Raw genomic sequence first — 22,858 nt, forward strand, 5'->3', positions numbered from 1 at the left:
TGATTGGATTTACAGCCTGACCTCGATCAGGCACGGGCCCGACTCGTTCACCGAGTTCGCCATGGCCTGGTGGAATGCTTCGGCGGTATCGACGGAAACAGCGGGCACGCCCATGCTTTTCGCCATCGCGAGCCAGTCGATGCGCGGACGGTCGATGTCGATCATCGCCAGCGCGCGCTCGCCCGGCGCACCCGCGCCCATGTTCGCGTACTCGGCCTTCAGGATCGCGTAGCTGTTGTTCGCGAAGATGATCGTCGTGATGTTCAGGTTCTCGCGCGCCTGGGTCCACAGCGACTGGATCGTGTACATCGCGCTGCCGTCGCCGACCATGCAGAACACGCGCCGGTCCGGACACGCGAGCGCCGCGCCGGTGGCCACCGGTGTGCCGTAGCCGATCGAGCCGCCCATGTTGTTGATCAGATCGTGCGGCGCCGCGCCGACTGTCAAGCCCATCGTTTCGCGGCCCGTGGTCAGCGATTCGTCGACGAGAATGCAGTTTTCGGGCAGCGCGGCGGCGAGTGCCTGCGCGATGCTGGCAGGTCCGAGTGCGCCGGTCGGCGGCGTGGAATCCGCGCGTTGCTGAAGCACCGCTTTCGCATTCGATGCGCCCACGGCTTCGACCAGCATCTCCAGTCCTGCAACACCGTCCTCGCCGATTTCGACCAGTTCATGCACGCTGGTGCCCGGCGATTTCAGCAGGCTCGGTTTGTCCGGATAACTGAAGAATGCGATCGGCTCGGTGGTTTCCACCGTGATGATGTGTTTGAAGCCCTTCAGATAGTCGACCGCCTGATTGACTGCATACGGAATGCGTTCGAGCGTCACGCGCCCTGCGCCGCGCTCGATCCGCGCGCTGAAGAACTGCGTCGCGATGCGGCAGCCGGTGGCCGCCTTCAGCTTGCCCGCGAGTTCGACCGCACGGCCTTTGGTCGAATGACCGGCGAGCACGATCAGCGTCGGCTCGCCCGAGTGCAGCACCTTCGCGATGTGCTCGACGCGTGCGACGTCAGGCGCTTTTGCTTTTTCAGACGTCACCGCACGCGAAGGTACGACCGCTTCACCCGCTTCCTGCCACGATGCATCGCCCGGCAGGATCAGCGTCGCGATCTGGCCGACATGTTCGCTCGCCTTCGACACCGCAGCGGCCACATCCCACGCGACCGTATGCGACGACTCCACACGACGCACCCAGTGACTCAACGGACGCGCAAGCCCCTCGATATCGGACGTGAGCGGCGGATCGTACTTCAGGTGCGAAGCCGAATGCTCGCCCACGATGTTGACCATCCCCGACGATGCACGCTTCGCATTGTGGATGTTGGCCAGCCCGTTCGCGAGGCCCGGCCCCAGGTGCAGCAGCGTGGACGCGGGCGTGCCCTTCATCCGGTAGTAGCCGTCCGCTGCGCCCGTGCAGACGCCTTCGAACAGGCACAGCACGCTGCGCATCGCCGGATTCTCCAGCGCCTTCAGGAAGTGCATCTCCGACGTGCCGGGATTCGCGAAACAGATATCGACGCCCTGCGCTGTCAGCGTCTGGACCAGGCTTTCGGCTCCGTTCATTTAATACCCCGCCAGCTCGCGTGCGGCACCGACCACGCCATAGCTGCGTTGCGGCGCGGACATCAGGAAGCGGTAGCCTTCCTTGACCAGACGGTCGTGATTCTTCGCGGTCGTGTGCGGATTGCCGACCACCACGTTGTGCTTGTGGCAGGTCTCGACGATCTGGCGCATCGCGTCGAGCACTTCAGGATGTTCGTACTGACGCGGCAGGCCAAGTTGCTGGCTGAGGTCGCCCTCGCCGATCAGGATGAAGCCGATGCCCGGCACGTTCGACAGGATGTCGTCGAGGTTGTCGATGGCTTCGGTGCTTTCGCACATCAGGCCGACGAGGATTTCGCCTTCGGGGGCGAGCGGCCACACGTCGGCCTTTTTGTAGTAGTCGGCCATGCTCAAGCCCCAGTAACGCGCGGCCGTCGCGGGACCGTCACCGCGTGCGCCCTTCGGCTCATACAGCGGCGCATTTTTCGGACGTGCATAGCGGCACGATGCGACCGCGTTATACGCCTGCTCGACGGTCGCGACGTGCGGCCACACGACACCGTAAGCACCGCGATCGAGCACCTGCTTCGCAAACGCCTGATTCATCTCGACACCGTTCGCAGGGATGCGCGCAATCGGCGTCACACGCGGAGCCACCGAACCGGATTCGGCGATCTGCTTGCGGTTCAGCATGTACTGCAACGCATCGCCGAGAGCGGACACGTCGTACGGGTTGTGCTCCATTTCGAATACGATGCCGTCGTACGGCGCATCGCTCATTTCGATTGCGTTCTGCTTGTCCAGTTTCGAAAACGCGGTGTACGCAGTCTTGCCCGATTCGAAGGCGCGAATGATGCTGTTGAGGCGGGTGTCGCTCATGGTCTTTCTCTCTCGTAAATTTGGTGCGTAGGGTCAGCGTGGCGCGATCAGTCGGCCGCTTTCCAATACATGAAACCCATACCTTCGCCAGTGCCCGCGGCCGTGCGCCAGCAGGGCACGTAGTCAACCAGCGTCATTTCCGCGCCGGTTTCCTGCACCGCTTTCATCACGCTCACGTAGAGCTTGATTTCGGACGTGCCCGACTGGTACGAGCGGTTGTCCACTGCGGCAAGGCCGTCGTAGTCGTAGTCGCCCAGCATCTTCATGATGCTGTGGTCGAACTCTTCGTCGTTGACGAAGTGCGACAGGCCGCCCGACGCGAAGATGCCGACGCGCACATCGTCCGGCCATGCATTGATCGCATCGCGCAACACGCGGCCGAAATCGATACAACGCGCCATCGACGGCTGGGTCGGCGGATAGAAGCAGTTCATGATGATCGGCACGTGCGGCGGTGGGTTGTCGCCCATGATCTGGTGATACACGAAGCTGTATGCGTGCGGCACGACCGGATATTCCGGCAGCGGTTTCATCCACACGTTATCGGGCCATGCAAACAGATCGGTCAGATCGAAGTTTTCGCGCTGGAAATGATCGATCAGGTACGTCGCCAGCTTCGGATGACACTGGTGCGTGACGTGATGGTCCGGCGCGTACACCGAGCGTTGCGGCGGACCGTTGTGTACTTCCTGGCCGGTGTAGATCGCGATCGACGGCGAGAAGTCGGTGAAGATTTCCTTCTGGTCCTTGCCCAGAATAATCGCGACATCCACGTCCGCTGCGCGATACGCTTCGGCCATCTTGTCGAGTGCGGTACGGCAGCGCGCAGCGCGTGCAGTGCGTTCCTCGATGGTCAGGAATTTTTCGAATGCGGCGCCACGGTGCGCTTCAAGTTCGGGATACGTCCATGTCCGGTTACGGAACCACAGTTCCGGATTGTTGCGGTCACGTTCCCCGTTCTTGAGCCAGTCCTCAGGTGCTTGCCCCAGCATGCCGCTGTGCGGCACGGCCATCCCGAATACGATCTTCGCCATTTACGTTTCTCAATGAATTAGTGTGTTCAACAAGGCCGGTATGTCAGCCATCCAGGCTATGCCGGCCAGGCCGTGATTACTCAGGCTCGCCGCAGCGATCCGTGGGACTCGGTCACCTTGGGGGCCCATTCGGGGCGGTACAGAATTGCCGTGGCCAGTGCGCCGACAACGAGGAATCCGAGGATCACCATCATCGGCAGGTCGTAGCTCCCGCTCACATGCAGCAGCCAGCCCGAGAGGCTCGCCGCCACACCACCGGCAAGGCTGGTGGCAAGTTGCTGCACACCGGTCACGAGACCGATGGTCTGCTTCGGGATCAGCGTGAGACGTGACAACACCAGGTTGTTCGCGGTCACGAAGCCGAGCAGCGACAGCGACAGCACATTCCAGAACAGCGCCATCTGCAGCGTCGGCGCGTAGGCACCGAACAGCACCGTGCATCCGCCGATAAAGCCCGCGATCGTGAATACTTTGCGCACCGTGATCGGGTTATGGCCGCGCGCGATGATCCGGTCGGCCGCCCAGCCCGCGAGCGCCGCCACGATGGCGATACCGGCGAAGCTGAAGAACGTGAAGAGCCCGGAGCGCGTAATCGACAGACCACGTTGCTCGACCAGATACGACGGCATCCAGGTCATGCAATAGAACGTGAAGTAGCCGTAGCAGAAGTTGGTGACCATGCCGCCCCACACCACCGGGCTCGACAGAATGCTGCCGAACGTCACCGTGCGGGCGCTGCGGTTGGCCTGCGTGAGGACAGCTTTGGTCGGCAGGTCGTTGCGCACCATCAGCAGCCAGGGGATGAGCCAGAGCAGACCGGCGAGGCCGGTTGCGATGAACATCATTTTCCACGAGTAGTTGACGATGAACCACGCGCCGACCGGTGCGCCGATCGCCGGACCGAACTTGTTGCCCATCGCGAGAATGCCGACGGCGAGGCCGTTCTGGCTTTCGTCGAAGTTGTTGCGGATCCAGCGATAGCTCGCGGGAATCACAATCGCTTCGGCCATGCCGATGATCAACCGCATCACGACGAGGCTCGCGAGCGCCGTCACTGCGCCCATCAACGCGGTGGCGATACACCACAGCGCGAAGCTGATCGCGTACGGCCATTTCACGCCGTAGCGGTCGGCCACCCAGCCCATCGGAACCTGAAATACGCCGTATGACCAGAAGAACGCCGCGTTGATCCAGCCGCGGTCGATGTCGGTCAGCGCGAAATGTTGAACGAAGCCTGGGTCCGCCAGCGTCGACGAAATACTGGTTCGGTCGACGAAGGAAATCAGCACGCCAAGCGCAAGGAGCGCGAGTACGGCCCAGCGGCTTGCCATCCCGGGTCGCACAGAATTGCTTGTCTCCATCTGCTTGTTTCTCTTAAGTTTGTTTGAACTCTGCGTGCCGGCCAATTCTGCAAAACGCCTGCTTCAGCGCCTCGAATGGCCGGCCCGGATACAGCGGTAAATCAGGCCAGAGCCGGGTACAGCTTCTGTGCCGTCTTGCCGAAGATCCACGCGCGATCTTCTTCGCTCAGGCTGGCGAGACCTGCCTGAGCGGTCGCGAGAATCTCAGCAAGCGTTCCCGGCGACGTCGGATAGTTCGAACCCCACGCCATGCGTTGCGCGCCGAAGGCTTCGACCACACGCGGGAAAAACGTTTCCGCGCTGGCCTTTTCCTTCTTCACGTCGCCGAAAATGCGCGGCGTGAGCTTCATGTAGATGTTTTCCAGCGGAGCCAGATCGAACAGGCTTTGTGCCTTCGCGTACGGCGCACCATCGGCGACTTCCGGACGACCCAGGTGATCCAGAACGATCGCGACGTTCGGGAAGCGCTTCGCGAGCGCGGTCACTTGCGGCAAGCCGATCGGGCCGGTCTGGATACACATCGGCAGGCCGAGTTCGCCGCACAATTCCCATGCTTCGAACGAGCGCGGATCGTCGAGTTCGCTCGGATCGAATTCCTTCGTGCTGCCGCCGGTGAACAGGCGCAGGCCCGCGAGGCCGCGCTTGACCCATTCGCGGATCTTTTCCGGTGCGTCAGGTTGCAGCACGTCGACCGAACCGACTGCCACCAGGCGATCGGCGTATTGACCGCAACCATCGACGACGTAGCTGTTATCGAAGCCGTAGGTGGTCGACGAATGCACGACGGCGGCCTTCGCGACACCGGCTGCGTCCATCGATTCGATCAGCGTCTCGACGGTAGTCGGGCGCTCCTTCGACCAGTCCGAACGCTTGCCGAACAACGGTGCCGGCGGATACAGCGATTCGTTGTCGGAGATGATGTGCGGGTGAATATCAACGATTGTCATGAGTGTCTCTGTGCTTGTCGGGTTGACAGGCGGCCCTCGCGGACCGCTTTATGAGCCGCATTGCTAGCCGCCTGTTCTCGCGCTTACCTGCCCTGCGCCTTCAGGCGTGCATCGAGTCGCGGATACACGCGACGTGCATTGCCCTCGAAAATCTTGTAGCGATCTTCTTCCGACAGCGCCTCGCACGCGTCGATATAACGCTTCGTGTCGTCGAAGTACTGGCCCGTTGCCGGATCCTTACCGCGAACCGCACCGATCATTTCCGAGCCGAACAGCACGTTGTCCGACGGAATCACCTTGGTCAGCAGTTCGACACCCGGCTTGTGATACACGCACGAGTCGAAGAAGATGTTGTTCAGCAGACCTTCGAGCGGACGGTCGCGCATTTCGAGCGACATGCCGCGATAACGGCCCCAGTGATAAGGCACTGCGCCGCCGCCGTGCGGAATCACCAGACGCAGCGTCGGGAAATCCTTGAACAGATCCGATTGCAGGATCTGCATGAACACCGACGTATCCGCGTTCAGATAATGCGCACCTGTACCGTGGAAACACGGATTGCACGATGCCGCGACGTGGATCATCGCGGGCACGTCGAGGTCGACGAGCGCTTCGTACATCGGATACCACTCGCGGTCCGTCACCGGCGTGCCGGTCCAGTAGCCGCCGCTCGGGTCCGGGTTCAGGTTGCAACCGACGAAGCCCAGTTCCTCGACGCAACGGCGCAATTCGGCGACGCTGTTGCCCGGCGCGACGCCCGGCGATTGCGGCAACTGGCAGACCGGCGCAAAGTTGTCCGGATACAGTTCGGTCACGCGATGCACGAGGTCGTTCGATACGCGGGCCCATTCGAGGCTGGTGCGTTCGTTGCCGAGGTGATGGCTCATCAGGCCGGCGATCGGCGAGAACAGCGTGAGGTCGCTGCCGCGTTCGCGTTGCAGCTTCAGTTGACCATTGCCGATAGCTTCGCGGATTTCGTCGTCGCTGACACGTGCTCCGTCGAGCGAAGGAGCGTTGGCGGGGTCGTTGGCAAATTCAACCTGCTTCGCGCGCCAGGCGCGGAACGAAGCGGGAACGGTCGTGAAGTGACCGTGGCAATCGATAATCATGGTGTCTCCTGTCGACCGGTGTTAGCGCTCCCGCGCTGACTCCGGTCCTATGCAGCTTGTCTCATTTGACCGGCGCTGAAGGCATCCACCCTCGCTCCGGCCCAGTGCATCTTGTTGCGTTCGAATCGGCGGCTTACTTCGCCAGCGGATCAACGAACAGTTCGTCGATCGCCATGCGGCGCGGCGTCAGACCTTGCTTGAATGCGGTCGCTTCCAGCGTCTCGATGGTCTTCAGGTTTTCCTGCAGACCATACGGCAGCGGGTCGTGTCCGACGATCTTGCGCAGTTCCAGATACTTCTTGTCGCTGGCCGCCGTCGCTTCGCCTGCATCCAGACGAACCAGCCATTCCTTCTTCGCCTGCGCGAACGCGTCGTAAATCGATTTCGCGATCCACGGATGCTCGGCCAGCACCGAGTCCTTCACGACGATCGTGCCGTGCATCGGATAAACGCCGGTGCGTGCGTAGTATTCGGCTTCGAGTTCGGTCGCGTTCGGCAGCAGGTCCGGGTAGTCGGCTTCGACTTCCTTCCAGCCGCCCGTCGGCGCACCCGTGCGGCCGATACCGGCTGCAGCGGCAAAACCTGCCGACAGTTCGCCCGACGCCATCATTTCGGCAAGCGAGCTGCCTTCCGGCGCATGAATCACGTTTTCCGGCAGCTTCAGTTGCTGAACGTGTTCTTCGTCGTCGACCACCCAGGTGACCTTCGACGAATCCAGACCGAACTCGTCGATCAGCACCTGACGGGTCCACACGCCGGTCGTAACCGAGTACGCACGCACGCCAACTTTCTTGCCTTCGAGGTCTTTCGGATGCTTGATGCCGGCGTCCGGGCGAACCAGCAGGCCGCCGTGGTGGAAGCGGCGAACCACGAAAATCGGCAGACCGACGAACGGCGCGCCATAAGCGCGGGCGATGATATAGGTCGTCGGAGCCAGCTCGCAGACGTCGAATTCGACGTCGCGCACCATCCGGCGAAACGCGCCGATTTGCGGCTGAACGGTCACGAATTCGGCGTCGACGCCCTCAATGGGGATGGAACCGTTACGGATGGCAGACGTATGCGGATGCTCAGCGATTGCAATTTTGAGCGGGACTTTCTTGGTCAACATCCTCTCCTGTGGATTAGTCGTCGCCAGCAACCGGTTGAAGACACCAGCGCCGGACGTATCGTCTCGATAGGGTAAGAATATTGGAGGACGAGTCGCGCGTCCCTACACAAAAGTTACATTCAATGGCACTTTTGTGGATTGGCCCGCAAGCCACGCCGAGCGGGGGCTACGGGCTTGCGTGCTGCGGTTTTGAGCAGCGGCTGCGACCAACGGCGAGCAGCGCTTGCCGGGGCGAAACAAGCGGGTGTGGTCGGGTTGGTGATGCCGGAATAGTGTGGCGCGTCTTCGCCATCGCCGGCGAAAAAATGCGGACGTGGCCCTTTTATTTCGTCAGATTACCGAGCGCAGCGCGGTTCGCCGACGTCAGGGATTCTGACGTCGGCTACACCCAGGTTGCTCGATCTAAAACAGCATCGGGAAAACCGGTTCGCGCTGCGTGGCCCAAGAGTTGGGCAAGCGCTCGCAACACGAAACGGTGTTTGCAGCCTGAGGGTTCTGCTTCGGGATGCCAATCGACAGGAGCGATTGCGCTACGTCGTTGCAGACGTTGCATCGAAAATTAGACGGACGATTAAAAACTCCCGCATTTTTCCGTGCAGCAACACCCATAGATTTCGTTTTTCCCGCTTGAATATTTAAAGCGCAACGGTCGTGATTATTAGAGCAATCTCTCTTTCAATCGAAAATTGACTTATTTTTCTCGGACCTATGATGGTTCCATCAACCCACGGAGGGGTACGCGATGGCTGTCGGTTATTTTGTCAATGGAGTGCGGGTGAATCCGCATGCGCCGGGCAACCTTTTGTCGGCCAATGCGTTGACTCATCTGCATGGCGACGATTTCATACGGGAATTTGGGGCCGACATGTTCAGACGCCTCCCGCTTGAACAACAGGCGGCGGTGATCGGTGCATGGTCGAAAGCGAATTCGGACAAAGCCAAAGAGCGAAGCGAAGTCTTCGAAGCGTTGCTGGCGGGAATTCTTTGCTCTGACTGATTAGCCCAGCATTCCCTCGACCGCCAGCACACGTTGCACTGCCGCCCGACTTCTTATCCGCTCATACCAGGTTTGCAGGTTACGGAGATGCGTCAGATCGATGTCCGCGTTATAAACGGATTTCATCCAGTCAGCCCGGCCCCAACCCGTTAGCGAAAAAAGATAGGCATCGGCAATCGTGAACTTGCCGCCCATCAGAAACTCCTTTCCCGCTAACTGCCGGTCGACCCATGCGAATCGGCTTTCGAGCTTCGGCCTGGCTGTATCGACATACTTGCCGGCGGCGACGGCATACAGCAATGGAATAAAGCCCTTGTGAATTTCAGAGGTCAGGAAATTCAACCATTCGAGAAGCCGGTAGCGATCCATCGTGCCAGGCGCGGGTGCCAACTCCAACTCGGGCCGCTGATCGGCAAGGTACTGCGCAATCACAGGTCCCTCGCGCAATTGCGCGCCGTCGTCCAATTCAAGCAACGGCACATAACCTAGCGCGTTGACGTCGTAATAGTTCGAACCGTCTTCTACCAGATGCTTGCGTGCATCCACCTTGATCAATTGCGCTTCTATTCCCGCTTCTTCCAGGACGATTCGAATTGCTTGTGAGCAACTGCCCGGTGCGTGATACAGCTTCATGTGTTCTCTCCTGTGCATGACGATTGGCATTTGCCACGCGCTTTCGTGGCAACGCGGCTAATATGGCGTGGCAGGAACAAAAAGAGAAGAAGGCAGAAGTTTGTGCGGTAGGCACAAAAAATATACTGGGTGAAGGTGGATCGATGAAAAGAAGTGCAACCGGCTGTTCCGTTGAAGAAGCGATGCGCCTGCTCGGCGGACGTTGGCGCTTATTGCTTGTTTCGTATCTTCTGGACGGGCCGAAACGTTTCAACGATTTGCGCAGAGACGTCGACGGCATATCGCAGCGCATGCTCACACTGGATCTTCGCGCACTCGAACAGGCCGGGCTTATCCAGCGGACCGTATTTCCGGAAGTGCCGGTGAAAGTCGAATATCAACTCACCGACGACGGTCAACGTCTGAGGCCCGTCGTCGAAGTCATGCGGGATTTCGGTCTGTGGCTCAAGGCGCGTCCCGGATATGAGCTAACGGAAGAACCCGACGAGGATCAGGCAGCGGCCTGATCGAAAGATCGTCAGGCACTCGTCCCCGCCCATTTCACGAAGACCTGACCGGCTTCGCGCAACACGGTCTCGCGAAGCTCCATGCTGACGCCAGGTGCATCGTAATACGTAGCGACAAGAAGCGGCGCACGATCTGGCAGGCAACCATCCACGCTTCCAGTTGACGACGCGATTGAACGCTCAGTACATCGCCCAGAAGAATACGGCTGGCAGAAGTGGCAATGGCTCGTGGTGTAACGGCGTGCCGGCGAACGGCCAGACATTCGGTACGGCTGTCACAGAGCCGACGGTCAACCTGCTACGCATCGAGGAAAGTCTCTCTGCTGCGCATCTGAGGCTTGCTGGCGTGCAGATCGAGAATCTGCCGTGGCGCGAATGCATGGCACGTTACGACCGGCCGCATACGTTCTTCTATTGCGACCCACCCTAATGGCAGACTGGTGACTACCGCGTGCCGTTTCCGTTCGAAGAATACGAGCGCATGGCGGCAATGATGCGCGTCAGCAAGGGTAAGGTTATGGTCAGCATTAACGACCACATCGATATTCGGCGAGTTTTTGACGACTTTCCAAGGCTTGGGCTGTCAATCACTTACACCGTCAATAACACAGTGCCCACTGGCACGGTGACGGGCCGCGAACTGGTGATAGCAAACTGGGAGCTGGGCACGCAGACGACCGGCCTTTTTTGAGAATGGCGCACAGACTGACGGACTCCCTGACACTTCGTAATACTTTCACACTTGGTGTTACCCGTTGCATGCACCTGTTGTGATTGTGGCACTACCAACGCATTGGAGACGGCCGGGGCGAAGCGGCTATGGATTGACAAAGTTCCTGTAATGTATGTCCGCCATACAAATGAGAGGGTTTGTCATGCCAGATAGCTATGCTGCAGAACGCGGTATCCCATCTATTCCTCCCTGTCGACAATCAGATATCTACCTTCGCTTTAACGGTCGCTTCCTGATGGTGGGTGGACCGCAGGGACATGACTATGCCGCTGTCTCAGGCCGACCAAAAGTCTCAGGGGGGTTCGACTACTCCCCAGCTCGCCAACACGAAAGCAGCGAAGGCCCGATTCCCCCTGGGCGCTATTGGATTGAGCCCTCACAAATGTGGACCAATCACTGGTACAACATCGCGCCGCGTGGTGCATGGGGCGATCACCGCATCACGATTCACGTATTTCCAGGTACTGCGACCTTCGGGCGCGGCGGATTCTTTATTCATGGAGGCAGCCACGCTGGGAGCGCGGGATGCATCAACCTCCATAGTCGGATGGAAGACTTTGTCCGCGATTTGGAAGCCGCGACCGCAGGATCTCCGGACTGCTATATCCCGCTAACTGTCTCGTACTGACATGGCGAAGATTCTGCGTATCGCCTTGGGCGTCGCCTTGCTCGCTCTGGTGGCGCTGATAGTTGTATTTAACGTGCTCAATTTTGGCGAGGCGTTCGGTAGTGGGCCACCGTACTACGGACGGACGACGAACATGGACAAATGGTCCAACCCGTTACCCGTGCTTGCGGCGGTCGATGCCCTCGGCATTCTGGCCATTGCCGCTTATATGTACTTTATGAAGCGGAAAGGATGAGCGGCAGGACGTTAATGACGCTGCTGACGGTTATCCGTGTGCCCCCCCACAGCTTATTCGCCGAAGGGACACTTCGCGGTATTGCTGCACTTCTTTGCATAATCGCGACTGCTGCAGTGGGCGACATCTGTGTCAAAACCCGCGCGAGATTGGGTCAAAACGCCCGCTAGGCTACAGTCACGGTGAACAAATACGCGTCGGCCGCCGAGAACTCGTCGCCGAGCAACCACGGCTGTTCGGCGAGGCGCTGCTCCAGCAACGAATAGTGCTTGTGCAAAGCCTCTTTCCGTTCCGCGCGCACGGCTTCCGGCGTCGCGGGGTTGAACAGCGGCGAGTAGCCCTTGTGCAACTCGGAGTTGATGAAGCCCAGCAATTCCTGAAGACGGTAACGCGCAAGCGTGCCGTTTGCGGGCGCCAGTCCGCTTTCGGGATTGAGGTCGGCGAGGTACTGCACGATTGCCGGTCCTTCAGTCAGCAACTCGCCGTTGTCCAGCTGCAGAGAGTACGCATCAATGAGGCCGCGCCGCTCTGCTCCTCAACTCACTTGTACCTGGTACGAAAGACTGTTTGTCCATGGCGGGTATTCGAAACCAGCGCCAATGCGCCTAGATTTCATACCTATCGGAGCCGATGGCCCGATCCGCATCTGATCCCAAGTACTCGTCTACCCGTCTGGAGCATTCATCATGAGCACATCACACAAAGTCGTTGTCGTTACCGGCGCATCGCAAGGCATCGGCGCAGAACTGGTCAGCGCGTTCCGCAAGCTCGATTACCACGTTGTCGCCACCGCGCGGTCGGTGAAGCCGTCGGACGATCCCGGCATCCTGAGCATCGCGGGCGATATCGCCGATCCGGCCACCGCGCGTCGCGTGATCTCGGAAGCGGTCGCCCGCTTTGGCCGTATCGATACGCTGGTCAACAACGCGGGCATCTTCATCGCGAAGCCTTTTACGCAGTACACCGCCGAGGATTACGCAGCCGCTATCGGCGTCAACGTGTCCGGCTTCTTCCACATCACGCAACTGGCCATCGCCGAGATGGAGAAGAACGCGAGCGGCCATGTGGTCACGATCACGACCACGCTGGCCGACCAGGCGATCGACGGCGTACCGTCGGTGCTGGCGTCGCTGACCAAGGGCGGATTGAACGCGGCCACGCGGTCGCTCGCCATCGAGTATGCAAAGCGGGGGATTCGCGCCAACGCGGTGTCGCCTGGCATCATCAAGTCGCCGATGCACGCGCAGGAGACTCACGCGGCGCTGGGCGCGCTGCATCCGATGGGACATATGGGCGAAATGAGCGATATCGTGAACGCGGTGCTGTATCTCGATGCCGCGCCCTTCGTGACAGGCGAAATCCTGCATGTGGACGGCGGCCAGAGCGCGGGCCACTGATCGACTTCGACATCAGATTCCATCAACCGACGGCACAGGAGAACGACATGCCTATCGTCACCATTCAGGTGACCCGCGAAGGGTCCCAACCCGGCAACGATTCCGTCACTGCGGACGAAAAAGCCAGGTTGATCGCAGGCGTCAGCCAGGTGCTGCTCGATGTGCTGAACAAGCCGCTCGAAGCGACGTTCGTCGTCATTCAGGAAGTGGAGATGGAGAACTGGGGCTGGGGCGGCCTGCCGGTCGAGGCGTATCGCAAGCAGCGCAATTCGACGCCTGGCTGATCCGGCCATCCGATCGGCGTTGAATGGGAACAGGGCGCCCCGCAACACCGCGTGGCGCCCTCTCCGGCGTGGCGGGCCATGAAGCCAGGCCCGCGATGCTCGATTCCGCCATGTCGCCCGATTGCACGCGACGCTGCACGCATAGCGTTCGCTCGGCCAGCGTCCTGATATTCTGTCCGGACCCTCGTTACGCAGCGAAGCGACCCGCGCCGCCCGTTGCGTTCGTCTCGTGGCCGTACCTGGCGCCATCTGCCGAGGCCGGACCAGCGCGCTACCGCAGATCGCCCGAATCCATGCAGCGTCAATTTGAAGATGTTCTTCTGGGCAGCATCGAACTGTTCTGCCTTGCCGCCGAACTCGAAAGTTTCACCGTCGCCGCGAATGCAGCCAGCGTCACGCCCGCTGCCGTGAGCCGTTCGGTCGCGCGGCTCGAGGAGCGGCTCGGCGTACGCCTGTTTGTGCGGACCACCCGCCAGATCCGCCTGACCGACGCAGGACGGCGGTACTTCGAGCAATGCCGGCAGGCACTGAGCCTGCTCACCGACGCCGAGCGCGAAGCGACCGGCCAGCAAACCGCCGCCAGCGGTGTTTTGCGGATCAGCATGCCGACACCGTACGGCCACTATCGCGTGCTACCGCTGCTGGCGGAATTTCGCGCGCGTTTTCCTGGCGTCACGGTCGAGACGCACCTCAGCAACCGCAATATCGATTTCGCCGACGAAGGTTTTGATCTCGCCATCCGCGGAAGCGCCCCAAGCGACTCAGGTCTGATCGCGCGCACGATCGAGGATGCGGAACTGGTGGTGGTTGCATCGCCCGCTTATCTGCGGCGTGCGGGAAAACCAAAAACACCGGACGATCTGGCGAATCACGACTGCATTCAATACGCGTTACCGAGTACCGGGCGCAATCTGCCGTGGCTGTTCAAACTGAACGACGAAGTGACCGAGTTGACGACACGCGGCGGTTGCTCGGCGTCGGGCGACGTGCTGGCGGGCGTGACGCTCGCGCGCCACGGTGCGGGCCTTTTCCAGACCTATCGTTTTATCGTCGACAAGGACATCGCGGAAGGCTCGCTCAAGGAATTGCTGATTCCCTATGGAGGCTGTTCGCGGCCATTCGTGTTGCTGTATCCGCATGCGCGGCATCTGTCGTCGCGGGTGCGCAGTTTTGTCGACTTTCTGATGGAAAAGCTCGGACCGTAGTCACGCAATCCACCGTTGCAAGCCGACCTGCCACGCGCTCACTCGTAGCGCGCGAGAAACATGTCCGCCGCCGATTCGGCAACCTTCTTCTGCTCCGCTTTGCTGAGAGCGGGTTGCCCCATGGTCACCTGCGGCCAGAAAGCGAACGACTTCACCAGCCCCTGCAACTGCTGCGACGCGAACACCGGATCGGCTGCCTTCAGCCGTCCATCGGCAGCGGCTGCGCGAATCCACACGGTCAGGTCTTCTTCGCGCTCGCCCATTCGCGCGACCATGTCCCGCGCGCGTTCAGGCGAATGGATGCCCGCCGCGATCGCCACGCGCGCAAGCGAAAGAAACGCCTCGTCATTCATCAGCCTCAGCTTGCGCGACAGCAATTCGAGCAACTGCGCGCGCAACGGCTGATCCGCGCGATAAGACTGCGCATCGCCCATGTGGCTTGCGTCCCACAACTGCTGCAGGATTGCCGCGAACAACGCTTCCTTGCTCGGAAAGTGGTTATAGACCGTACGTTTCGAGACGTTCGCCCGCGCGGCGATGCGATCCATGCTGGTCGCGTCGAAGCCAGCGGCGAGAAATTCCTCGGTGGCCGCGCCGATCACCGCAAGGCGCTTGCGATCGGTCAGCCGTTGATGGGGGAGAGTCGGTTCCATCGTTAAATTTTACACCAGGCAGTTTACTTTTCTCGACGATAAACTACACTACCAAGTCTACTTTCCGCTTTGGGACGTTTCATGACTTCGTTCAGCGATTTCCTCGGCCGTACTCTGGGTTTTACCGCAGCGAAACGCGGGCGCGCGTTGTCGCACACGTCGGCGCAACATGACGGCGAGCGCTTTCGCAACGTCCGGGCGCGTCCGGTCGAAGGTTTCGGCAAGACCTTGCGCATCATGTGGAACATGCTGTTCAGGAAGCCGTCCGGCACCGTGCCGACAGGCGCGCTCCCGGTCGACGCATTGACCCGTGAGCAACTCGAAGCCGCGCCCGACCGCAGCCTGTACCGGCTCGGACATTCCACCCTGCTGCTCAAGCTGCGCGGAGAATTCTGGCTGACCGATCCGGTGTTCGCCGAACGCGCGTCGCCGTTCCGGCGGCTCGGTCCCAAGCGCTTTCACGCGCCGCCCATCGCGCTGGCCGACTTGCCGCCGCTGCGCGGCGTGATTCTGTCGCACGATCATTACGACCATCTCGATCGCGACACGGTGCTCGCGCTCGCCGCCACGACGGGCGTGTTTCTGACGCCGCTCGGCGTCGGCGACCGGCTGATCGAATGGGGCATCGACGCGAAAAAAGTGCGTCAGTTCGACTGGTGGCAGAGCGCGGAAATCGACGGACTGACGTTCACCGCGACGCCCGCCCAACACTTCTCCGGCCGCAGTCTGTTCGACGGCAACAGCACGTTGTGGGCGTCATGGGTGATCGTCGATCAGGACTTGCGGGTGTTTTTCAGCGGCGACACGGGCTATTTCGACGGCTTCAAGGCGATCGGCGAGCGTCTCGGTCCGTTCGACGTCACGCTCGTCGAGACCGGCGCTTACGACGCCCAATGGCCGTACGTCCACATGCAGCCTGACGACACCGTGCAGGCGCACGTCGATCTTCGTGGCCGCTGGCTGGTGCCGATTCATAACGGCACATTCGATCTGGCGATGCATCGCTGGTACGAGCCGTTTGAGCGCGTGATCGGCCTCGCGGCGGCACGCGGCATCACGCTGTCGACGCCGCGCATGGGCGAGCGGCTGGATCTCGCCGCGCCGCATCGGGGCGAGCGCTGGTGGCGCAACGTGGTCGAGGTCGAGGACACGCCGAAGGCGTCCCGCCGTCGATTTTCGTGCCGCGCCGGGCAGGCGAATTCCTGAAGCGAATGGTTGTCCGGGCGATATCGACGCATCGATATCGCCCGTTGTGGAATGAGTGTCGCTTTCTTAAGCTACATCCGCCGGGGCGCTATTGGCTTCACCGCCCATGGTTCGCAGAATGTCGCGCCAACTCACAATACCCACAGGCCGAAACTTCTCATCAACCACAGGAATGCACGAAATCTCGTGCGCAAGAAAAAGCCTGACCGCGTCTTCCACACTCGCATCGGGCCGCAACGTTACCGGCTTGCGGCTCATTATCTGATGCACCCTCTTACCGAGGGTTCCAACATCCCTCTGAGTCTCTACGACACTTCCGATAAACGGGCTCATCGCCCGGAGCAAATCGCGATCGGACACGACGCCCTGAAGTTCACCATCTTCAACAACCAGCAGATGATGAAACTTCACGGCATCGAAGATCTCCTTCACTGACGCCAACGTGTCGTCGAATCCGACAGTGACGACTCGCGGCGTCATGATTTCTTCTATGCGCATGGTATTTTTACTTTCCGATTCAGTGGTGAGTTGACGCATCGCGCGCCTTTTTCTGACCCGTTTCGAACGAGGACGTATATATTGCACCAACCTGCAAATCTGGTCGGCAACGGCCGCAATTACTGGCAATCTGATGATGGACCTCTGGATTCAACCTTGCGCCAAGTGCGCCGACCTCTACGGACAACCTTCCACTGACGCTCCGCACCCGGAGCTTTCACTCAACGGCATGGGCGCTGCGGGGGAGACGCGAGTCGAAGAGCATTACACCTGCGTTCGATGCCGCGGCGCCTTCGTGCGAGTGCTCGCCGGCCCGCCCACGCGGCAAATCTGGATGCTGCTGAACGCGGGTCAGCACTGACTCGCCGTTGCGCCGGATTGCCTGCATGCAAACGCACGGCAACCAGCGATGAGCCACATCCCGCCTCCCACTTCGCGTTTCGTCATTAGCGCGATGCACCGGCGCGACTGAGCCCATCGGCCGCGATTCGACAGGTTGGATTCCGTCTGTTTATCAACTATGGTCAACAGGCGACATCGACGCGCGTGAAGCGCGGCGCTGCATTTGCGCGTGTTCAATCAACGCTGCGGGATGGCGAAGCAACCGGTCCATCCCTTCAGAATGCCGATCATGACGACGACCAGCGAGGTGAAGTCCATGGCCAGAATGAAGGCGGTACAGGTAGCGGAAGCGGGAGGTCCGTTAAAGCTCGTCGAACTGGATGTTCCCGAACCCGGCGAGGGGCAGGTTCGCATCAAGGTTCAGGCGTGCGGAATATGCCATAGCGATTCGCTGACCAAAGAGGGCCAATGGCCGGGTCTGCAATTTCCACGCGTACCGGGCCATGAAATAGCCGGTGTCATCGACACGATCGGCGCGGGCGTGGAAGGCTGGAAAGTGGGACAGCGCGTCGGCGTGGGCTGGCACGGCGGCCATTGCGGACGATGCGCCCGTTGCCGTCAAGGCGACTTCGTTCTCTGCGAAAAAGCCCAGGTGCCCGGCATCAGCTACGACGGCGGCTATGCGGAATTCGTCGTCGCCCCGGTCGAAGCGCTTGCGAGTATTCCTGACGATCTGTCCGACGCGGATGCAGCGCCGTTGTTGTGCGCAGGGATCACCACGTTTAACGCGTTGCGCAATAGCGGCGCTCGCGCGGGCGATGTGGTCGCGATTCTCGGTATCGGCGGACTCGGACACCTCGGCGTGCAGTTCGCGCGCAAGATGGGCTTCAACACCGTGGCTATCGCTCGTGGACAGGACAAGGCCGCGTTGGCGAAACAACTCGGCGCACACCACTACATCGACAGTAAAACGCAGAGTATTCCCGAAGAACTCGCGAAGCTCGGTGGCGCCAGGGTGATTCTCGCGACGGTCACGAGCGGCAAGGCCATGAGCGCGGCGGTCGGCGGCCTGGGACTGAACGGGAAGCTGATCATGGTCGGCATTTCAGAAGAACCCGTCGAGGTTCCGATCGCGCAGTTCATCATGGGCCGCAACTCGATTCAGGGATGGCCGTCAGGCACGTCCGCCGATTCGCAGGACACGCTCGCGTTCAGCGCGTTGTCCGGCGTCAAGCCGATGATCGAAGAGTTTCCGCTCGACCGCGCGCCCGAAGCGTACGACCGGATGATGAGCGGCGCGGCTCGGTTCCGGGTGGTGTTGAAGGTTGCGTGAACGGCGGCTTGCCCGGCTGGGCGGGAGGGGGTCGTAATATCGGCCCCTTTTTTTGCCCTTACGCCAACCGTCATCAGCATTGTTCGATTCACAGCAATTGTGATTTCAACCTATCGGTATAGAAAAAAGATAGGCAACATCTAAACTCCAATCCATCAGCCGCGTACGTCTCACCCGACTCGCGGCACCCTTTCAAACTGGATTGGAGAGTCATCATGAAGAACAAACTTCTTGCAGCATTGCTCGTCGCAGCAGCCACGTCGATCGCCGCGCCGGCATTTGCCAGCGGTTATGGTCCGGCTCCTTCATATCGCCCTTCGGTCGGTGCGCCTGCATCGCAACGAGGCCAGAGCGCGCAAACCGTCGCTGTGGAACACAACAACAGCGCAGTGGGTTCGGTGAACGATTCGTATGGCGGCGTGGTCGCGTCGTCGTCGGAATCCGGTAGCCGCGAAACGGTTGGGTCGTCTGGTCGCCTGTACTCGAAACACTAATCTGAAATGGTTCGTTGACCAGGGTTGTAGCGAGGTGTCGACATGTTGAAAATTATCGAAGGTGCAGTGTTCCTCGGCGCAGTGATGCTTTACCTCGCGCCGTCGATCATCGCCGATGCAAGAGAACGCGAAGATGCGTTCGCGGTGACCATGGTGAACATCCTGCTCGGATGGACGGTGATCGGCTGGTTCGCTGCGCTGGTGTGGGCGCGCCACCCTGTCAGCGATCGTCGCATGAGGCACTTCGCGAAACGGGCACAACGCGCGGTCGCCCGCGTCACGATCGATGCAATCGTGGCCCGCGCATCAAGCCGGAAAAGCTCGATTCCGATGTTTAATCCGCGTCTGGTGCCGATCGTGGCACGCATTGCGGCGAACACTAATCGGCAGGAAAGGTTTTAGGAATAGAGCGGACGTCCTGGCACTTCAGGACGTCCGTTTCCAAATATGGCTGGATTTACGCAGGAAAATCATCTCATCGTGGCAAGTGCGTAGTACCCGCATGCGCCCGCAATTGTTGAATTCGCATCATTGCGCGCAGCCGCACTAATTTCGGGCACGCTTGCGAGCTCCCTCTGCTTCCCCAATCCGGTTCATTTCGCAGATACCTTCTGCAATATCGCGACGCGCCAACTTCCAAGTCGCATCTGGCGATGCGGTCACATTTCTACCTGGCACTTCTCTCGCACCTCCATAGAGTCAAAACGTACAACCTAATCAGCCGATATCTCTTCGTTTTGTGCCACCCGCTTCCAATCGCTTTTCTCGCGCCTATGCTTCAGCGCAACAAGGCTGTATTCGTCTGCTGAAGACTTGTGCACGCGCATGGTGCGCGACATTTCGAAAGACGCTCAGGCGAAATTTGCGGCGCCGTAGCAACACGACAATCTCGCTGCTAGAACGATGTGAAAGCAGCCCGACAGTCGAATCCGGAAGACAAAATCAGGTTATCTGCGAACCTGCCTGACGACTCACGAATGACAGGTCATTGTTGGGAGACTCACCATGCCCCGCTCACCCGACGCGCTGGTTCGACGGATGAAGGACAGTGCGAAGCAGCTTCTTCCCGATGCAATTTTCCTGAGTCTTCTGCACCGGAAGCACGTTGGCCGCTTCCCAAAACTATTTCGACCGACGACCTTCAACGAGAAGATCCTGCAACGCAGTTTGCGGCCTGATCCGCGGTACGGCGCATTGTCCGACAAGCTTGCGGTACGCGAATATGTCAGGTCCAAGGTCGGCGAAAAACATCTCGTCCCGCTTATCTCTGCGCCGAATGTATTCACGCAAGCAGTCTTCGATACGTTGCCGGACTCTTTCGTGATGAAGGCGAATCACGGGAGCAGCTTTGTCGAAGTGGTCAGGGACAAGAAGCAGATCACGTTTGAAAATTTGCAGCGTCTCGCGAGTCAATGGATGTCTACCGACTTCTACAAGATCGCGCGCGAACGTCACTACCGGCAGATCCAGCCACGCATTTTCTTCGAAGATCTGCTGCTCGACGCACGGGGCCGGATTCCCGCCGACTACAAGGTACATTGCTTCGGTGGCGAAGCAGGCAGGCCGAGAATGTTCATCGTCGTGATCTCGGATCGCTTCGGAGACGATACCCGAGGCGATGTTTACGACGCGCAGTGGAATCATCTCGAGGTCGGCATCGGACCCTACGCTCGCAGTGCGACGCCCTCGCCGCCGCCCGACAATCTCGAGTTGATGCTGGAAACCGCAGCCGTGCTCTCCGCGGATTTCAATTACGTGCGCGTCGACCTGTATGCGCCGAACAATGATGTGTATTTTGGCGAGCTAACCTTCACCCCCGGCGCGGGCGTAGTTCCGATGCGGCCCGACTGCGTCGATTTCGAGTGGGGGCAGTTTTTGACGTGACACGCGACTATGCACACAGCCATGCGTTCGCGTTCTTAAAGGGTCAATGCGGGGGCGTGCATCGCACGCATATCACTTCGCTTTTCGCGTAGTTTTCACGCGATTTTCTCCGTAATAAAACGAAAGCCGAAATCACCTTCAGTTTCTCGCCGCCAGGCCGATAAACTGCGGTCCGCTCGCGCGTCCGCCGCGACCCATCGTTCCGAGAAATCCTCAGTGAAACTCAGCATTAAAATCCCTCTCGCCTTCGCCGTCGCCCTGTTGCTGATGTTCGCGGGCGCGTTGTACGGCATCTTCGCCCTCAATCAATCGATCGACGCGTACAGCGTCACCGTGCAGGACAACGTCGCCAACGAGCGCATGGTGTCCGCCACGCTCGTCGCGTTCAAGCTCCAGGTGCAGGAGTGGAAAGACACCTTGCTGCGCGGCAAGGACCCCGCACAACTCGACAAATACTGGACGGCCTTTCAGAAACGCGAGAGAACTGTCGACGCGCTCGCCGCCCAATTGAACGCGAAGCTGCCCGACGGCGAAAGCCGCGCGTTGATCGAGAAGTTCTCGGCGGCGCACACGTCGATGGGCGACGGATATCGCAAGGGCTTCGAGGCGTTCAAGTCGGCGGGATTCGATCCGGTTGCCGGCGACACCGCCGTGGCCGGCGTGGACCGCGAACCCTCGACACTTCTCGAACAGGCCGTCAAGAAAATTTCCGACGACAGCGCGCAGGTATCCGCCCAGGCCGCCATCGACGCGCGTCACGCAACGCAAATCAGCGTCGTGCTGATGCTTGTCGTGCTCGCGCTGTCGATGATCGGCGGCTTTCTGTTCAGCCGCACCGTCTCGCGGCCGCTCGGCCGTGCGCTGGATTGCGCCCGCGCTGTCGCGACGGGCGACCTGTCGATGGACCTGTATTCCAGCGGCAAAGACGAGATTGCCCAACTGCTCGGCGCGTTGAAGGAGATGCAGGCGAGCCTGTCGAACGTCGTCGCGCGAGTGCGCCTGAATGCCGAAGGCGTCGCGACGGCCAGCGCTGAAATCGCAGCAGGCAATCTGAATCTGTCGACCCGTACCGAAGAGCAGGCGGCGTCGCTCGAAGAAACGGCGGCGAGCATGGAAGAACTCACGTCCACCGTCCGCCAGAACGCGGGCAATGCGCAGCAGGCTTCCGCACTTGCCGGCACGGCATCGCAGACCGCGTCGCGCGGCGGCGCCATGATGGGCCAGGTGGTCGAGACCATGCAGGGCATTACCGACAGTTCGAACAAGGTCGCGGAAATCATTTCGGTGATCGACGCGATCGCCTTCCAGACCAACATTCTCGCGCTCAACGCGGCGGTCGAAGCGGCGCGCGCGGGCGAACAGGGACGCGGCTTCGCAGTGGTCGCGGGCGAAGTCCGCACGCTTGCGCAACGCAGCGCGACGGCGGCGAGAGAGATCAAGGAGCTGATCGCGCAATCGGGCGAGCGGGTGAACTCGGGCTCGGCACTCGTCGGCGACGCGGGACAGATCATTGCCGATATCGTCGGATCGGTGCAGCGCGTGAACGATATCGTCGAGGAGATTTCATCGGCGTCGCAGGAACAGAGCACGGGCATCGATCAGGTCAACATCGCCGTCATGCAGATGGACGAAGTCACGCAACAGAATGCGGCGCTCGTGGAGCAGGCGTCCGCCGCGGCGCAGGCGCTTTCCGAGCAGGCCAATTCGCTGCGTGATGCGGTGGCGGTGTTCAAGTTGCGCGATGAGTCGATGTTGGGCGCGAGTGCGAATGCGGTGGCGTTTCGTCCGTCCGCCTCGCCGCGGAGCAAGGCCGAGCCCGGCATGGACTGGCAGACTTTCTGACCGGTGCC

The 22,858-nt window shown here is 60.4% G+C and carries 25 protein-coding genes and 1 pseudogene; 15 read left to right on the top strand and 11 right to left on the bottom strand.

The genetic code is table 11. The annotated features are described in order from the left end of the window. Nucleotides 1-9: 9 nt before the first annotated feature. From BLS41_RS27890 to BLS41_RS27920, 7 genes are all read right to left on the bottom strand, one after another. On the bottom strand, nt 10-1,560 hold the full coding sequence (locus BLS41_RS27890; RefSeq protein WP_074770650.1) for an acetolactate synthase large subunit: 1,551 nt from the start codon (nt 1,558-1,560) through the stop codon (nt 10-12). Then, the gene (locus BLS41_RS27895) at nt 1,561-2,418 is read right to left on the bottom strand and encodes an HpcH/HpaI aldolase family protein (RefSeq protein ID WP_074770652.1); all 858 of its coding nucleotides are present in this window, start codon (nt 2,416-2,418) and stop codon (nt 1,561-1,563) included. A 47-nt stretch (nt 2,419-2,465) separates the two neighbouring features. Next, nucleotides 2,466-3,452 (bottom strand): DODA-type extradiol aromatic ring-opening family dioxygenase, encoded by a 987-nt coding sequence (locus BLS41_RS27900; protein ID WP_074770654.1) that lies wholly within the window; start codon nt 3,450-3,452, stop codon nt 2,466-2,468. A gap of 80 nt (nt 3,453-3,532) precedes the next feature. Next, the gene (locus BLS41_RS27905; protein WP_253189779.1) at nt 3,533-4,783 is read right to left on the bottom strand and encodes an MFS transporter; all 1,251 of its coding nucleotides are present in this window, start codon (nt 4,781-4,783) and stop codon (nt 3,533-3,535) included. A 131-nt stretch (nt 4,784-4,914) separates the two neighbouring features. Next, nucleotides 4,915-5,760 carry an amidohydrolase family protein gene (locus BLS41_RS27910; RefSeq protein ID WP_074770658.1) on the bottom strand — a complete coding sequence of 282 codons (846 nt, stop codon included), beginning with the start codon at nt 5,758-5,760 and terminating at the stop codon, nt 4,915-4,917. Nucleotides 5,761-5,843: 83 nt separating this feature from the next. Beyond that, nucleotides 5,844-6,869 carry an amidohydrolase family protein gene (locus tag BLS41_RS27915; protein WP_074770660.1) on the bottom strand — a complete coding sequence of 342 codons (1,026 nt, stop codon included), beginning with the start codon at nt 6,867-6,869 and terminating at the stop codon, nt 5,844-5,846. 133 nt (nt 6,870-7,002) lie between these two features. Beyond that, complete coding sequence (locus BLS41_RS27920; protein WP_074770663.1) at nt 7,003-7,980, bottom strand: PhnD/SsuA/transferrin family substrate-binding protein; 978 nt, start codon at nt 7,978-7,980, stop codon at nt 7,003-7,005. Between the two features lie 742 nt (nt 7,981-8,722). Here BLS41_RS27920 and BLS41_RS27925 point away from each other — a divergent pair. Then, nucleotides 8,723-8,977, top strand: coding sequence for a hypothetical protein (locus BLS41_RS27925; protein ID WP_074770665.1), 255 nt, complete (start codon nt 8,723-8,725; stop codon nt 8,975-8,977). Here BLS41_RS27925 and BLS41_RS27930 read toward each other — a convergent pair whose 3' ends face one another. Further along, nucleotides 8,978-9,610 carry a glutathione binding-like protein gene (locus tag BLS41_RS27930; protein WP_074770667.1) on the bottom strand — a complete coding sequence of 211 codons (633 nt, stop codon included), beginning with the start codon at nt 9,608-9,610 and terminating at the stop codon, nt 8,978-8,980. A 143-nt stretch (nt 9,611-9,753) separates the two neighbouring features. On the opposite strand from BLS41_RS27930, the gene BLS41_RS27935 reads away from it, so the two are divergent. From BLS41_RS27935 to BLS41_RS27955, 5 genes are all read left to right on the top strand, one after another. Then, nucleotides 9,754-10,116, top strand: a complete 363-nt coding sequence (locus BLS41_RS27935; protein WP_074770669.1) for a winged helix-turn-helix transcriptional regulator — start codon at nt 9,754-9,756, stop codon at nt 10,114-10,116. Between the two features lie 172 nt (nt 10,117-10,288). After that, nucleotides 10,289-10,546: a hypothetical protein gene (locus BLS41_RS40320; RefSeq protein ID WP_216350621.1), complete on the top strand. Its 258-nt coding sequence runs from the start codon at nt 10,289-10,291 to the stop codon at nt 10,544-10,546. A gap of 21 nt (nt 10,547-10,567) precedes the next feature. Continuing rightward, nucleotides 10,568-10,807, top strand: a complete 240-nt coding sequence (locus BLS41_RS40325; protein ID WP_074770671.1) for a hypothetical protein — start codon at nt 10,568-10,570, stop codon at nt 10,805-10,807. Nucleotides 10,808-11,084: 277 nt separating this feature from the next. Then, on the top strand, nt 11,085-11,477 hold the full coding sequence (locus BLS41_RS27950) for a tlde1 domain-containing protein (protein ID WP_083380147.1): 393 nt from the start codon (nt 11,085-11,087) through the stop codon (nt 11,475-11,477). A 1-nt stretch (nt 11,478) separates the two neighbouring features. Beyond that, on the top strand, nt 11,479-11,712 hold the full coding sequence (locus BLS41_RS27955; RefSeq protein ID WP_074770673.1) for a hypothetical protein: 234 nt from the start codon (nt 11,479-11,481) through the stop codon (nt 11,710-11,712). A 175-nt stretch (nt 11,713-11,887) separates the two neighbouring features. Here BLS41_RS27955 and BLS41_RS27960 read toward each other — a convergent pair. Further along, nucleotides 11,888-12,211, bottom strand: a pseudogene (locus tag BLS41_RS27960) (glutathione S-transferase C-terminal domain-containing protein); the annotation flags it as partial. Between the two features lie 187 nt (nt 12,212-12,398). On the opposite strand from BLS41_RS27960, the gene BLS41_RS27965 reads away from it, so the two are divergent. From BLS41_RS27965 to BLS41_RS27975, 3 genes are all read left to right on the top strand, one after another. Further along, nucleotides 12,399-13,109, top strand: a complete 711-nt coding sequence (locus BLS41_RS27965; protein ID WP_074770675.1) for an SDR family NAD(P)-dependent oxidoreductase — start codon at nt 12,399-12,401, stop codon at nt 13,107-13,109. Between the two features lie 47 nt (nt 13,110-13,156). Then, complete coding sequence (locus BLS41_RS27970) at nt 13,157-13,393, top strand: tautomerase family protein (RefSeq protein ID WP_074770677.1); 237 nt, start codon at nt 13,157-13,159, stop codon at nt 13,391-13,393. A 293-nt stretch (nt 13,394-13,686) separates the two neighbouring features. Beyond that, entirely contained in the window at nt 13,687-14,598 is a 912-nt protein-coding gene (locus BLS41_RS27975) for a LysR family transcriptional regulator (protein ID WP_074771236.1), read from the top strand. Between the two features lie 38 nt (nt 14,599-14,636). Here the strand turns inward: BLS41_RS27975 and BLS41_RS27980 are convergent, their stop codons facing one another. Continuing rightward, nucleotides 14,637-15,251, bottom strand: coding sequence for a TetR/AcrR family transcriptional regulator (locus BLS41_RS27980; protein ID WP_074770679.1), 615 nt, complete (start codon nt 15,249-15,251; stop codon nt 14,637-14,639). Nucleotides 15,252-15,332: 81 nt separating this feature from the next. Between BLS41_RS27980 and BLS41_RS27985 the strand changes: the two genes are divergently transcribed. Next, the gene (locus BLS41_RS27985; RefSeq protein WP_074770681.1) at nt 15,333-16,457 is read left to right on the top strand and encodes an MBL fold metallo-hydrolase; all 1,125 of its coding nucleotides are present in this window, start codon (nt 15,333-15,335) and stop codon (nt 16,455-16,457) included. Nucleotides 16,458-16,523: 66 nt separating this feature from the next. On the opposite strand, the gene BLS41_RS27990 is transcribed toward BLS41_RS27985, so the two are convergent. Then, nucleotides 16,524-16,955, bottom strand: a complete 432-nt coding sequence (locus tag BLS41_RS27990) for a CBS domain-containing protein (RefSeq protein ID WP_074770683.1) — start codon at nt 16,953-16,955, stop codon at nt 16,524-16,526. Between the two features lie 658 nt (nt 16,956-17,613). Between BLS41_RS27990 and BLS41_RS28000 the strand changes: the two genes are divergently transcribed. The 5 genes from BLS41_RS28000 (at nt 17,614) to BLS41_RS28020 (ending at nt 22,850) form a co-directional block, all read left to right on the top strand. Further along, nucleotides 17,614-18,630, top strand: coding sequence for an alcohol dehydrogenase (locus tag BLS41_RS28000; RefSeq protein ID WP_074771238.1), 1,017 nt, complete (start codon nt 17,614-17,616; stop codon nt 18,628-18,630). Between the two features lie 215 nt (nt 18,631-18,845). Beyond that, on the top strand, nt 18,846-19,124 hold the full coding sequence (locus BLS41_RS28005; protein ID WP_074770685.1) for a hypothetical protein: 279 nt from the start codon (nt 18,846-18,848) through the stop codon (nt 19,122-19,124). A gap of 42 nt (nt 19,125-19,166) precedes the next feature. Next, nucleotides 19,167-19,526: a superinfection immunity protein gene (locus tag BLS41_RS28010; RefSeq protein ID WP_074770687.1), complete on the top strand. Its 360-nt coding sequence runs from the start codon at nt 19,167-19,169 to the stop codon at nt 19,524-19,526. A gap of 603 nt (nt 19,527-20,129) precedes the next feature. Then, nucleotides 20,130-21,008 (top strand): ATP-grasp fold amidoligase family protein, encoded by an 879-nt coding sequence (locus BLS41_RS28015; RefSeq protein WP_074770689.1) that lies wholly within the window; start codon nt 20,130-20,132, stop codon nt 21,006-21,008. A gap of 216 nt (nt 21,009-21,224) precedes the next feature. Then, nucleotides 21,225-22,850, top strand: a complete 1,626-nt coding sequence (locus BLS41_RS28020) for a methyl-accepting chemotaxis protein (protein ID WP_074770691.1) — start codon at nt 21,225-21,227, stop codon at nt 22,848-22,850. Nucleotides 22,851-22,858 lie beyond the last annotated feature (8 nt).

This window comes from Paraburkholderia fungorum (assembly GCF_900099835.1).
Taxonomy (GTDB): domain Bacteria; phylum Pseudomonadota; class Gammaproteobacteria; order Burkholderiales; family Burkholderiaceae; genus Paraburkholderia; species Paraburkholderia fungorum_A.